Below are 13183 nucleotides of genomic sequence, written 5' to 3'. Positions count from 1 at the left end.
GACGTACCCGCTGATGGCCCTGTGGCCCCGGAAGACGCTTCATGAGCTGACGACATTTGGTGAGAATTTGATCTTCCCGGGAGTACGCGTGACCGCACCGGACGGCTCCCGCATCGCGGACGAGCTCGAGATTCACCGTCTCAACGCGCTCTACAACTGGGCCTGCTACGAGCGCGACGCCGAGGCGTACGCGGCCTGCTTCACGCCGGACGGCGTGTACGAGTCCGGGAACACCGGCAGCCGGAACAGCGGGCACGAGGCCCTGGCCGCAGGCATCCGCGCCGCGGCGGACTCCGCCTGGCTCATGGGGCACGTGACGGCCGACAGCCTCGTCGACATCGACGGCGACGAGGCGACGCAGAAGGTCTTCGTGCTGCTCTACCGCCGGGAGAGCACCGACGGCGACAACGCCTTCTTCGCCAGTGGCCGGTACCAGGACAGTCTGGTACGGACGGCCGGCGGCTGGAAGTACAGCCATCGCACGTCGTACATCGACCGATCGCAGCTGCCCTGGGCGCGCCATGCGCCGCGCAGCCCGGCCGGTTGACCGACCCCCACGACGCTCAGTCCACGGCCGTGCGCGGCAGCAGGGACCGCACGGCCTGCCGGCTCAGCGCCGCCGCGATCTCGGCCGGCGACAGTGACCCTCCGGGGCGGTACCACTGGTGGATCCAGTTGATCATGCCCAGGACGCCGAACACCGCCAGCCTGGGGTCCAGGTCCGCGGAGATCTCCCCCGACTCCTGACCGTTCCTGACGAGCCGGCGCAGGGACGTCTCGTAGGCGTCGCGGGTGGCGACGATGCGTTCCTGGTACTCGTCGGACAGGGCAGAGCGCTCGTTGTAGAAGGCGGCCGTCACATGGAAGTGCTCGGCGGCGAACCGGGCGTGCTGGAGCAGCATGCGTTCCAGCGTCTGCAGGGGAGTGCCGCCTCCGGCCTTGGCGTTCTCCGTGAGTTCGACGAAGAACGTGTGCGCGTAGTCGGTGATGGCGAAGAGCAGATCCTTCTTGGAGTCGATGTAGTAATAGAGGCTGCCCTTCTGCAGGCCCACCGCGGCTGCCAGGTCCTGCAGGGACGTGGCTGCGTACCCCTTCTCGTAGAACAGCCGGGCGGCCGTCTCGAAGATCTGGTCGTTCTTCAGCTCTGCCTTACGGGGCCGGATCTTGGGGCGCGGCCATTCCCTGCTCGTCTCGCTCACGTGACTCTTCCTCGTCCCTGGGAGTCTCTGGGGGCCTGGCGAACCCTTGCACGTTGCACGCGTTCACCATCATAATCCCGGCGGTAGATTAATTTCTGACGCCCGGTAGAACACGCGGATCGAGGAATCATATGCGGGGCATGAGCGCGGGAGCGGACGTCGAGGGGTTCCGGACCCTGTCGACCGATCTGGACGACGGGGTTCTCACCGTCACCCTCGACCGCCCGGACCGGCTGAACGCCTTCACCGTCGAGATGGCGGACGAACTCGTGGCGCTGTTCACCGGGGTGAACACGCGGGACGAGGTCCGTGCCGTGGTGGTGACGGGAGCCGGCCGGGCCTTCTGTGCCGGCATGGAACTCGCGTCGGAGGGAAACGTGTTCGGGCTGGACGAGTCCCAGCGGCCGACCCTGTCCGACATGGACGACCTCGACGATCCGCGGATCCTGCGAGGCGTGCGCGACACCGGCGGCCGGGTGGTCCTGGCGATCTTCGACTGCCGCAAGCCCGTGATCGCGGCGATCAACGGCCCGGCCGTGGGCATCGGGGCGACGATGACCCTGGCCATGGACATCCGGCTGGCTTCGGAGAAGGCGCGCATCGGCTTCGTCTTCGGCAAACTCGGTATCGTCCCCGAGGCGGCGTCGACATGGTTCCTGCCGCGGATCGTCGGCATGGCCCGCGCGCTGGAATGGGTGTACTCCGCCGAGATCCTCTCGGCGGAGGAAGCCGGGGACGGCGGACTGGTGAGCCGTGTCGTCCCCGCCGCATCGCTGCTCGAGGAGGCACAGGACCTGGCACGCCGCATCTCGCGGAACCGGTCGCCGGTCGCCGTCGCGCTCACGCGGCAGATGATGTACCGCAACAGCGCCCTGCCGCACCCCAGGGAGGCGCACCGGGTCGACTCCCTGGCGATGTTCTACACCAGCACGGCAGACGGCAAGGAAGGCGTCGAGGCGTTCCGCGAGAAGCGGGAACCCCGCTTCACCGGCAGCGCGCACACGGGGATGCCACCGTTCTACCCGTGGTGGGACGACGAGTGAGGAGCCCCGTACGGGTGGGCGTGGGCGGCCGCAGGAGTGGCTGCCCACGCATGAGTGCGTGTCACCGACCCCCGTGACCGGTCACGGGGGTCGGCGCGGTGGTGAACTCCTCCTGGAGTTCGCGGCGCAGCCTCAGGAAGCGGCGCGGGTTGTGGAAGGCGGCGACCGCGACGCGACGGCCCGCGGTGTCGGTGAAGGCGAACACGGCGCCGCGGTCGGCCCCGCCCTCCCCCGCTTCGAGCACCTTGACCGAGGACGCGAGGTCGGGGCGGCCCACCAGCTGGAAGTTCACGTCGTACTGCATGCTCCAGAAGTAGGGCGGCGCCGGCGGGCGGGCCGACTCCCGGCCGAGGACCGCCGCCGCCACCACGGCCGCCTGGTCGACCGCCGTCGTCCAGTGCTCGTGGCGTGCGGAGTCGCCGTACGCCGGCTGCTCCCACCGCGCGACGTCGCCGAGCGCCCACACCCGGTCGCCGGCCCGGCCGCGGGCATCGCACGGCACGCCCGCGGCGTCATCGAGGCCGAGGCCGGTCAGCCAGTCGTTGCTGGGTGTGGCGCCGATACCGACGACGACGTGGGCAGCGGCGAGTTCGGTGCCGTCGGCGAGCCGGACGGCCACCGTGTCGGCCGCCTCCTGGACCGAAGTGATGGGGACGCCGGTCCGCACCCGTACGCCCTGGGCCCGGTGCAGCCGGGTGAAGCAGGCGCCGATCTCGGGGCCGAGAACGGGTTCGAGAGGCGTGCCCGCGGCCTCGACGACGGTGACGTCCAGGCCGGCCCCGCGCGCGGCGGCCGCCACCTCGAGCCCGATGAAACCGCCGCCCACGACGACCAGCGGGCCGCCGCCCGCCAGTGCGGTGCGCAGCCGGATGCTGTCAGCGAGCGTGCGCAGCCGGTGGACCCGCCCGTCGGGAGCGGTTCCCGGCCAGGTCCTGGCGGCGGCGCCGGTGGCCACGATGAGCTGGTCGTAGTCGAGCCGCTCGCCGTCGGCCAGGGTGACGGCCTCGGTGTCCACCGCGACGGCCCGCGCTCCGAGCACGGTCTCGATGCCGGCCTCGGCGAGCTTCGCGGGAGTGGTCAGCGCGGTGCGCGCGGCCTCCCACTCGCCGGTCAGCACCTGCTTGGACAACGGCGGGCGGTCGTAGGGGAGGTGGTGCTCGTCGCCCACCAGCCGCAGCCGGCCCGTGTACCCGTTGGCGCGCAGCGCCTCGGCGACCCGCAGCCCGGCGAGTGAGGCGCCGACGACGACGATTCCGTCGCTCATGGTCATCGATCTCCTTGGACGGCACGGTCGGGAAAGGACGGAACCAGGTGTGAAGTCATTGCCTAAGAAACCAAGCACTGTCAGAATACTGTGTCAATGATCACGGTCGGCGCGACTCCTGGCGTGTGAACTGCCTGCCGCATGCCCGACGTGGCTCATCCCTCGTGGTCCGGACGTGGAGGACACCCATGCTGAGCATGACGATCGACGGCAAGCCCGTCGACACACGCGACACCTTCGATGTCGTGAATCCGGCGACCGGTATCGTCGAGGCGCAGGCGCCCGAGTGCACGCCCGAGCAGCTCGACCAGGCGATGACGTCGGCCGCCCGCGCCCAGACGAGCTGGAAGCGGGACGACGACGCGCGCCGGCAGGCCCTGCGCGACCTGGCCGACGCCGTCGACGCCCACCAGGAGGAACTGACCGCGCTCCTGATCCAGGAGACCGGCAAGCCGCGGGCCGTCGCCGCGGCCGAAGTCGTCTCCTCCGCACCCTGGATCCGCTACTACGCCGACCTGGACTGGCCGAAGCGGGTCATCCAGGACGACGCCACCGCCAGGATCGAGGTGGCCCACCGGCCGATGGGCGTGGTCGCCGCGATCACGCCGTGGAACGGCCCGGTCGGCATGTGGACCTGGAAGATCGCCCCCGCCCTGCGCGGCGGCAACACCGTGGTGCTCAAGCCCTCGCCGTTCACCCCGCTGTCGACCCTGCTGCTGGGCCGGATCGGCGCCGAGGTGCTGCCGCCCGGCGTCATCAACATCGTCACCGGCGGCGACGAGCTCGGCAAGGCCATGACCTCGCACCCGACCCCGCGCAAGATCAGCTTCACCGGCTCGATCCCTGCCGGACGGTCCGTGGCCGTCAATGCCGCCCACGACCTCAAGCGGGTCACCCTCGAACTCGGGGGCAACGACGCCGCGATCGTCCTCGACGACGCGGACCTGGAGAAGACCGCGGGCACGCTGTTCGCGTTCTCGATGTTCAACTGCGGCCAGATCTGCTGCATCCCCAAGCGCATCTTCGTTCCGGCGAACCGCTACGAGGAGTTCGTCGACGCGTTCGGCGCGGCCGCGCGGGCGACGGCCGTCGGCGATCCGACCGACCCCGCCACCGCGATGGGTCCGCTGACCACCCGACCGCAGTTCGACCGGGTCTCGGAGCTGGTGTCCGACGCCGTCGCACGCGGCGCCCGGGTCGTGTCCGGCGGGAAGCCCATCGAGGGCGGCGGCTACTTCTTCGAGCCGACGGTCTTCGCCGACGTGGCCGAAGGCACGCGGATCGTCGACGAGGAGCAGTTCGGCCCGGCGATCCCGCTGCTGAAGTACGACACGGTCGACGAAGCGGTGACACGTGCCAACGCCACCGACTACGGCCTGTCCGGCTCGGTCTGGTCCGCCGACGAGGCGAAGGCCAGGGCCGTCGCCGAACAGCTCGAATGCGGCACCGCCTGGGTCAACTGCCACGCCATGCTGCCCTCCCACGCGCCCTTCTCCGGCGCCAAGCACAGCGGCCTCGGGGTCGCCAACGGTGAGGACGGACTGCGGTCCTTCACCGAGCAGCAGGTCATCCACACCGCGAAGGGCTGAACACGACATGCGCAAGAGAACTCTCGCCGCACTGGCGGTGCTCCCGCTGCTGGTCACCGCGTGCGGCGACGGCGGCACCGGGGGAACCTCCGACGGTCCCGTCAAGATCATGACGATCGCCTCGTTCGAGAGCCAGGTCTACTCCGTCCCGTGGCTCAAGACGGCCGTGACCGCCGCGGTGGCACGGGTCAACGACGAGGGCGGCATCGACGGCCGCAAGATCGAGCTGCTGACCTGCAACGACAAGTTCGACCCCAACGAGGCGACGGCCTGCGCCCAGCGCGCCGTCTCCGAGAAGGTCGTCGCGGTCGTCGGCCCGCTCTCGCCCAACATCGGCGCCATCGCGGCCGTGATGGAGCAGGCGAAGATCCCGGTCATCGGCCCCGGTGGCGCCGACGGCCAGAACGAGGCGACCAGCCCGGTGTCCTACCCCATCAACGCGACCCCGGTCGGCATGGGCGTCGGCGCCGGAAAGCTCGCGGTCGAACGCGGCGGCCCGAAGGTCGTCGTGATCGGCGGGGACAACGAGACCGCCCGCGCCGGTGCCGAATGGGCCAAGAAGGGCGTCGAGGAGGCCGGCGGCAAGGCGAGCATGATCTACGCCCCGATCGGCTCGGCCGACTACTCGACGGTGGCGGCCAAGGCGATCGGCCACGACCCCGACGCGGTGTCCCTGCAGGGCTCGGGCGCCGACGCCGGCCGGATCGCGACCGCGCTGCGGTCCGCGGGCTACGAGGGCCTGATCACCGGCATCTCCTCCATGGTCACCCCGGGCGTACTGAAGATCCTCGGACCGGACGCCGGGAACATCGCGCTCACCTCCCGCGGCCACGCCGCCTCCGACACCTCCAACGCGGAGATCGCGGCGTTCAACAAGGCGATGAAGGCCGCCGATCCGAAGGTCAACATCGACGACATCGGCCTCAACGGCTGGCTGTCGGTGAAGCTGTTCGCCGCGGTCGCCGAGGGGCACGAGATCATCGACGGCGCCTCGGTCATCAAGGCCCTCGACGCCATCGAGGAGCCGGTCAGCCTGGGCGACGCCTACCCGGACTACCAGGGCATCCAGGATCCCCCTCCGCTGCCGGAGTACCCGCGGGTCGCCTCGTTCGAGGTCGGCACCAGCGCCGTGAAGGACGGCCGGATCGTGCCGGACGGCGACTTCTTCGACCCGTTCGCCAAGTAGCCGCGTGCCGGCGAGGGCCGACGACGGGGCGGCTCTCGCCGGCACCCTGTGCAGAAAGGTTCATTCATGGCAGCAACCCGCAGGATCGTCGTGGTCGGGGCCGGAGGTGCCGGCCTCGCCGCCGCACTCGAGGCCGGCCGGGCCGGAGCCGAGGTGATCCTCCTCGAAACGGCCGAGCAGGTCGGTGGCGCCACCGCCCGGGCCGGCGGCGTCGTCTACGCCGCCGACACCCCGGTCCAGAAGGCCCGTGGCGTCGAGGACTCGGTCGACGAGCTCATCAACTACTACATGACGGTCAGCCGGCACGAACTGGAGCCGCGACTCCTGCGCGCCTCGGCCGAAGGCACCCGCGAAGTGATCGGTTGGCTGGAAGAGCTGGGCATCACCTGGGAGCCCGACCGCCTGTACATCGCCGGTCTCGAGTACAAGCCGCGCGGCCACCTGCCCAGCGGTGACACGCGCGGGCTCGGCCCGGCGGGCGGCGCAATGATCGTCGCCGCGCTGCTCACCGCGGTCGAGGGGATGGACAACGTCGAGATCCGCACCGGCACCCGGTGCACCGGGCTGCTCACCGGGGACGGCGGTGCCGTCGCCGGCGTACGCACCGAGGCCGGCGAGGAGATTCCCGCGGACGCCGTCATCCTCACCACCGGCGGCTTCGGCGCCGCCCCCGACCTGCTCGGCGAGCACTGGCCCGAGGCCGTCGAGCACGGCGACTGGCACTGGTACCTCGGCCCCGACACCAACATCGGCGACGGCGTCCGCATGGGGCTGGCCGTCGGCGGCGAACTGCGCGGATACGGCGGCACCCTGCTCGAGACGCCGAACTTCGGCCGGCTGAACGACGCCTTCACCCCGCCCTGGGTGATCTACGTCAACAAGAACGGTCACCGCTTCGTCGACGAGACCGACACCTACTGCGTGATGCCGCACGTCATCGCCAAGCAGCCCGGGGGCACGTGCTGGGCCGTCTTCGACGAGGCCGCACTGCGGCAGGTCGCCGACAGCGGCCACGTCGACCCCTACGGCCTCGGCGTCGACCTGGAGTCGAACTGGACCGCCGCCATGCTGCGCAAGCAGATCGAGGCCGGCGTCGTGAAGTCCGGCGCCACGCCGGCGGAGCTGGGCGAGCGGACCGGCATCACCGCCGCCGGTCTCGAGGCGACCGCCGAGCACTGGAACGCCGACGTCGTCAGGGGCCACGACACGGCCTTCGAGAAGAAGGGCACGCTGGCGCCGGTTTCGACCGCCCCGTTCTACGCGGTGGAACTGCGGCCGGCCATCATCGGCATCACCTTCGCCGGTCTGCGCATCGACGACGAGGCCCGGGTCCTGGACACCGCGGGCCGCCCGATACCAGGCCTGTTCGCCGGCGGCGAGGTGGCCGGCGGTCTCGACGCCGACGTGTACGCGGGCGGCGGCACCTCCATCGGCAACGCCCTCGTCTTCGGCCGTACCGCCGCCCGGAGCGCCACCGCCGGGGCGGCGTAGTGGCACCGCGTACGGCCGCACCCGGCGACCGCGGCCCCCGCGAGGTCGCCGACCGCCTGGCGATCTACGAGCTGTACGCCCGTTACGCCCAGGCGGCCGACCTCGCGGACGGCGCCGCCTACGCCGACTGCTTCACCGAGGACGGCTGGACCGACATCTCCTCGTTCGGCCACACCGCCGAGTCCTTCCGGGCGAGGGGACTGGACGTCCTCGACGACACCGGCAAGGTGCGCGGCCGGGACCGCCTGCGGGCCATCGCCGCCAAGACCCCCGGCGCGCCGATCTACCACCACCTCACCGTCAACGCCGTCGTCACCTCCTACGAGGACGACCGGGCCACCGGCACGGCGTACTTCGTCGTGCTCGCACCCGACGGCCGCGTCCACCAGTTCGGCCGCTACGAGGACGTCGTCGTCCGCGACACGGACGGACAGTGGCGGTTCACCGAGCGCAGGGACCTCGCCGCGTTCAACTCCGGCACCACCCTGCCCCAGGGCTGAACGAGGGGCCTCGACCCGAAGAGCGCCACGACGACCGGCCCACACCCCGCGCGGGGTGTGGGCCGGTCGTCGTGATGCCCGCAAGGGGCGGGCCGTCAGGCCGTCGCGGCGGCGGCGCCGTGGCGTACGGGCAGCGCGGTGAAGCCGTAGGTCGTGAAGTAGGTCCGGGTGGTGACCTCGCCGTCGAGGGCCAGGTCGGGCAGCCGGTCGAGGATGTACTCGAGCACGATGGTGATCTCCAGCTTCGCCAGTGCCTCACCGATGCAGCGGTGACGGCCGAAGCCGAAGGTCAGGTGACCGTGCACGCCCGGCCGGTCCGGGTCGAAGCGGTCCGGCTCCGCGAACTTCTCCGGGTCGTAGTTGCCGGCGCCGAAGGTCAGCATCACCTTCTCGCCGGGACAGATGCCCACGCCGCGCACCTCGGCGTCCTTGCGGGCGGTACGGCCCATGTTCCAGACCGGCGGGCTGATGCGCAGCGACTCGTCGATGACCTTGCCCAGCCGGGAGCGGTCGGCCTGCAGGGAGGCCATCAGACCCGGTTCGGCGAGCACCCGGTGCACGGTGTTGGTGATGCCGTCGACGGTGGTGCCGTGACCGGCCACGATGAAGACGATGCACAGGCCGAGCAGTTCGTCGTCGGTCAGCGGCACACCCTCCACCTCGCCCTCCATGATCCTGCCGAGCACGTCCTCGGCGGGCTTCCCGCGACGCTTGCCGATCTCCTCGCGGACGACCGCCTCGACGGCGGCGGCGGCGCTGCGCGCGCGCTCCGGGTCGCCTGTGGAGGCCATCCACTCGTCGACGATGTCGGAGATGTGGTTCCCGTCCTGGTCGAAGCCCAGGATCGCGGAGATCGTGGAGGTCGGCACCTTGCGGGCGACGTCGAAGACGAGGTCGCCGCGCCCGCCCGCGGCCAGACCCGAGAAGGCGTCCTCGACGATCCGCTCGATCACCGGCCGGTAGCTCTGGACGATCTTCGGAGTGAAGTACGGCACGAGGAACCGGCGCCACGGGGTGTGCAGCGGCGGGTCGACCTCGGCGAGCGGGAGCATCACGGACTTCCCGGTCGAGGGGATGGTGTGGCCCTCTTCGACGGTGTAGGTCTCCCAGTCGTTGGCCGCGGCGGTGATGTCGGCGTACTTCGTCAGCATCCAGAACCCGCCGACTGCGTCGCTCCATGCGACGGGGCACTTGCCCTGCACGTCCTTCAGCGTCTCGAACAGGTGCGGTGCGAGGGAGGGATCGGTGTTGTCGAGGTGGTACGCGTGCTCGGACTTACGGCTCTCGGTCATGGCGGATCCTTGTCGTACGCGCTTTAACCAAACGCTGTTAGCGTAAAGTGGCGGGTGCCTTCCGGCAAGAGCGGAAGACACCCGGAGCGGCGTCGGCCGCAGGTCAGGTGAGCTCCCGCAGGCGGGCGGCGACCCGGGCGCGGGCGGCCTCGTCGAGGTCGTACGGCGTGACGAGGGTGAACCGGTCGAACACGTCGGCGTAGCGCGCGGCGAGGATCTCCGCCGCTTTCTCCGGAGGGCCGACGGCAGCAAACTCGTGCAGCACCTCGTCGTCCACCGCGGCGGTCATCGCCTTCCAGTCACCCGCACGGGACAGCGCGTGCAGCCGTTCGCCGAGCCCGCCCCAGCCGTGCGCTTCCAGCACCGGCCGGTAGGACGGCGTCGAGGCGTAGAACGCGATCTGGCTCCGGGTGGCCTCCGCCGCGGCGGAGATCTCCTCCGGTGTCGTGCCGGTCGCCACGAACGGCCCGCCGACTCGCTGGAATTCCGGACGCGGGGACTTCTCGCGGCCCCGCCGGAGCGCCGCGAGGGTGTGCTCGCGCAGATAGCGTTCGGTGAGGAAACTGTGGAACAGGACGCCGTCCCCGACCTCCCCGGCCACCTCGGTCATCAGGTCCCCGACGGCCGCGACGACGACCGGCGGTGTGCCGTGGCCGTGCGGGGCCGGGGTGAACATCGGCGTCATCAGTGTGTGCGTGTAGAACCGGCCCTCGAAGGCGAGGCGTTCACCGGTCTCCCAGGCGGACCAGATGGCGCGCAGGGCGAGGACGTACTCGCGCATCCGGGCGGCCGGTTCGGACCAGGGCATCGAGAAGCGCCGGGTGATGTGCGCGCGGACCTGGGTGCCGAGCCCCAGCATGAAGCGGCCCCGGGAGAGGCGCTGCAGGTCGTGCGCCATCGAGGCGACGTTCATCGGGCTGCGGGCGAAGGCCACCGCGATGCCGGTGCCGAGCCCTATCCGCTCGGTCGCGGTGCTGGCGACGGCCAGCTGGAGGAACGGGTCGCGGTCGAGCTCGCTGGCCCAGACGGCGTCGTAGCCGGCCTCCTCGGCTGTGCGCGCCGCCGCGGCCGGATCGGCGCCGCCCTTGATGGGCAGCGCGGTGTCGACGGGCACGCTCATGCTCCGGCCTCCCTGCTGATCGCCGCGGCCAGGGCGTCCGCCCCGCCGATCCTGCTGCTCACTTCGTCGGCGACCTCGACCAGCCGGGCCGCGACCTGCTCGACCTCGGCGCCGTCCAGATGGCGGCGGAAGCCCCGCACGGCGAGGCCGAGTTCGACCTTCCGGGGGCCGAAGACGGGCGCCACGAGCATCCGGACGTCGTACGACGTGTGCGGGGCGAGCTCGGGGTCGAACTGCTCCCCGCGCAGTCCCCGCATCACGCCGTCGAGTTCGTCCACCGAGGGATGGCGCAGTTGCAGGCCGACCGCGCGTTCGAGCTGGTCGTAGTGGTCGTCGCCGATCGCCACCGACCAGCGCCGCCGCCGGGTGCGGCGCAGCGCGGCCTCACCCGCCGCGGCCAGGGCGGGATCCGCGGGGAGCCAGGCTCCGGTGCCGGCCGGGTCCCAGGCGACGAATACCGAGCCGACCGGGAACACGAACGGGGTGCGGTAGCCGACCCGCGAGGAGGTGTAGTCGGGGTTCGGGGAGTCGGCGATGGCGAGGCAGACCGACTGCCGGCCGGCCGTCCCGACGGCGAGGCATTCGAGGTCGAGTTCCCCGGCGAGCCGCTCCATGTGCGGACGGGCGCGTCCGGCCAGCTCGATGAGCTCGACCAGATCGCGCTCGGGCGCGGCCATCAGCGATGGGGTGGTGAACCCGCCGTACCCGCCGCGGAAGAACACCAGCGGCGGACCCGGCCGGAGCTCGGAGAGCCGGTCGACCTCGCCGACGACGATGTAGTGGTCGCCCGCCTCGTAGCGCTGGGCGAGCGTGCAGTCGATCCAGGCGAGGGCTCCGTCGATGACGGGTGCGCCGGAGGGCGCCGGGAACCACGGGATCCCGTTGAACTTGTCGGCGCCCCTGGTCGCCATCGCGCGGCACACGTCTTCCTGGTCGGCGCCGAGGATGCTGACGCAGAACCGCCCGGTGGCCTCGATCTTGGGGTAGGTGCTTGACGTGCGCGCCGGCATGAAGCCCACCAGGGGCGGATCGAGCGAGACCGAACTGAAGGACCCCACCGCCATGCCGTGGGGCCGGCCCTCCGCGTCGAGCGCCGTGATGACCGCGACGCCGGTGGGAAATTGTCCGAGGACGTCACGGAAGTAGCGCGAGTCCTGTACCGGGATGGTCGCCTGGCCGTTGCTGCTCACATCGCACCTCACTGGGACGGCAATGAGCATTAAACTAACAGCATTTGGTTCTGAGGCCAAGAGCGAGGGGGGTGTGGGGTTGGAACGGCGCCGGCCCGCAGGGCGGGAGGAGAGGCCTTGGCGTAATAACCAAATGACGTTAGGCTGAGTTGATCCGGCCGGACCGGGCCGTTTGCGCACTCAGCGAAGGGATCGACGTGGGAGCGGTATGGCAGGCCCTGTGCGGCCGACTCGGAACGAAGTACCCGATCATGCAGGACGGCATGGGTCCGTCACCCACCACCGCGCTGGCGACCGCCGTGTCCGCGGCAGGAGGGCTCGGCTCGGTCTCCACCCCGGGCCTGCTCACCCCTGAGGCGGAACTGCGCAAGAAGCTGCGTGACCGGATGGAGCAGGTGGCGGTCGGCGCGCAGGGCGCCTTCGCGGTCAACATCCCGGTGGGAACCCTCGCCTCGGGCGAGCTGCTGCCGGCCTCCGAGACCTGCATCGACGAGGCGATCCGCATCAAGCTCGCCGGCGGTCCGGTCGGCGAGCACTTCGCCGCCATCACCACCTCGGCGGGCTTCCCCGGCGGCTTCACCGAGCGCATCAAGGAGGCCGGCCTGCTCCACTTCCACAAGGTCGGCTCCGTGCGCCACGCGGTGAAGGCGGCCGAGGCCGGTGTGGACGTCGTCATCGCCTCGGGTTACGAGATGGGCGGTCACACCCACCTCAAGCCCGTCTCCACCATGGTGCTCGCCCCGCAGGTGATCGCCGAGGTCGACATCCCGGTCATCGTCTCCGGCGGCATCCACGACGGGTACGGGCTCGCCGCGATGCTCGCCATGGGCGCCGCCGGCGTCGCCATGGGCACCCGGTTCATCGCGACCGAAGAGCACGAGTGGCACCAGAACTACAAGCAGTACATCGTCGACTCACGCGAGTGGGACGACATGACCTACCAGGGCTACTACGCGCCCAGCCGCGGTCTCAGGAACAAGGCCCTGCTGGAGGACCTGCCGGCCCTCAAGGCCACGGGCATCTCCGTCGACGAGCTCAACCAGTGGAAGGAGGACCGGGGGTACCTGGCCCAGATGGAGGGTGACACGGAGACCGGCATCGTCGTCGCCGGCCAGGTCTCGGCCGCCGTCCAGGACATCGTGCCGGTCAAGGTGCTCCTGGACCGGATGATGGACCAGGCCCTCGGTCTGCTGGAGACCACCGCCGCCTCGCTGCCGGCCCTCAAGGCCACCCGCGCCTGAGCCTGCGAGCGGTACGCCGATGGCCCGGCCCCGACGGGGGGACCGGGCCATCGGCGTCGCCGCCGCGG

General features: G+C 71.0%; 12 protein-coding genes. 7 read left to right on the top strand and 5 right to left on the bottom strand.

Going from position 1 to position 13183, the window contains the following annotated elements:
* Window positions 1–88 precede the first annotated feature (88 nt).
* Complete coding sequence (locus ACFYQA_RS23175) at window positions 89–547, top strand: nuclear transport factor 2 family protein (RefSeq protein ID WP_388920912.1); 459 nt, start codon at window positions 89–91, stop codon at window positions 545–547.
* A gap of 16 nt (window positions 548–563) precedes the next feature.
* Here ACFYQA_RS23175 and ACFYQA_RS23170 read toward each other — a convergent pair whose 3' ends face one another.
* A complete protein-coding gene (locus tag ACFYQA_RS23170) occupies window positions 564–1199 on the bottom strand; it encodes a TetR/AcrR family transcriptional regulator (RefSeq protein ID WP_388920909.1) in 636 nt (211 codons plus the stop codon).
* 140 nt (window positions 1200–1339) lie between these two features.
* Here ACFYQA_RS23170 and ACFYQA_RS23165 point away from each other — a divergent pair, with 140 nt between their 5' ends.
* The gene (locus ACFYQA_RS23165; RefSeq protein WP_388920907.1) at window positions 1340–2242 is read left to right on the top strand and encodes a crotonase/enoyl-CoA hydratase family protein; all 903 of its coding nucleotides are present in this window, start codon (window positions 1340–1342) and stop codon (window positions 2240–2242) included.
* A 61-nt stretch (window positions 2243–2303) separates the two neighbouring features.
* Here the strand turns inward: ACFYQA_RS23165 and ACFYQA_RS23160 are convergent, their stop codons facing one another.
* The gene (locus ACFYQA_RS23160) at window positions 2304–3506 is read right to left on the bottom strand and encodes an NAD(P)/FAD-dependent oxidoreductase (protein WP_388920905.1); all 1203 of its coding nucleotides are present in this window, start codon (window positions 3504–3506) and stop codon (window positions 2304–2306) included.
* Between the two features lie 188 nt (window positions 3507–3694).
* Between ACFYQA_RS23160 and ACFYQA_RS23155 the strand changes: the two genes are divergently transcribed.
* The 4 genes from ACFYQA_RS23155 (at window position 3695) to ACFYQA_RS23140 (ending at window position 8272) form a co-directional block, all read left to right on the top strand.
* Entirely contained in the window at window positions 3695–5095 is a 1401-nt protein-coding gene (locus ACFYQA_RS23155) for an aldehyde dehydrogenase family protein (RefSeq protein WP_388920903.1), read from the top strand.
* A gap of 7 nt (window positions 5096–5102) precedes the next feature.
* Window positions 5103–6281, top strand: a complete 1179-nt coding sequence (locus ACFYQA_RS23150) for an ABC transporter substrate-binding protein (protein WP_388920901.1) — start codon at window positions 5103–5105, stop codon at window positions 6279–6281.
* Between the two features lie 66 nt (window positions 6282–6347).
* Window positions 6348–7772, top strand: coding sequence for an FAD-dependent oxidoreductase (locus ACFYQA_RS23145; RefSeq protein WP_388920899.1), 1425 nt, complete (start codon window positions 6348–6350; stop codon window positions 7770–7772).
* Window positions 7772–8272: a nuclear transport factor 2 family protein gene (locus tag ACFYQA_RS23140; protein ID WP_388920897.1), complete on the top strand. Its 501-nt coding sequence runs from the start codon at window positions 7772–7774 to the stop codon at window positions 8270–8272. Before ACFYQA_RS23145 ends, ACFYQA_RS23140 begins: the two co-directional genes overlap by 1 nt.
* A 95-nt stretch (window positions 8273–8367) precedes the next feature.
* On the opposite strand, the gene ACFYQA_RS23135 is transcribed toward ACFYQA_RS23140, so the two are convergent.
* From ACFYQA_RS23135 to ACFYQA_RS23125, 3 genes are all read right to left on the bottom strand, one after another.
* Complete coding sequence (locus ACFYQA_RS23135; protein ID WP_388920895.1) at window positions 8368–9564, bottom strand: cytochrome P450; 1197 nt, start codon at window positions 9562–9564, stop codon at window positions 8368–8370.
* 103 nt (window positions 9565–9667) lie between these two features.
* Complete coding sequence (locus ACFYQA_RS23130; RefSeq protein ID WP_388920893.1) at window positions 9668–10684, bottom strand: TIGR03617 family F420-dependent LLM class oxidoreductase; 1017 nt, start codon at window positions 10682–10684, stop codon at window positions 9668–9670.
* Window positions 10681–11874, bottom strand: a complete 1194-nt coding sequence (locus tag ACFYQA_RS23125) for a flavin reductase (RefSeq protein WP_388920891.1) — start codon at window positions 11872–11874, stop codon at window positions 10681–10683. Before ACFYQA_RS23125 ends, ACFYQA_RS23130 begins: the two co-directional genes overlap by 4 nt.
* A 197-nt stretch (window positions 11875–12071) precedes the next feature.
* Between ACFYQA_RS23125 and ACFYQA_RS23120 the strand changes: the two genes are divergently transcribed.
* On the top strand, window positions 12072–13115 hold the full coding sequence (locus tag ACFYQA_RS23120) for an NAD(P)H-dependent flavin oxidoreductase (protein WP_388920889.1): 1044 nt from the start codon (window positions 12072–12074) through the stop codon (window positions 13113–13115).
* Window positions 13116–13183 lie beyond the last annotated feature (68 nt).

The sequence above is a fragment of the Streptomyces sp. NPDC005774 genome, assembly GCF_042871645.1.
GTDB lineage: Bacteria > Actinomycetota > Actinomycetes > Streptomycetales > Streptomycetaceae > Streptomyces > Streptomyces pratens.
This window is presented reverse-complemented; position numbering and strand designations above follow the sequence as displayed.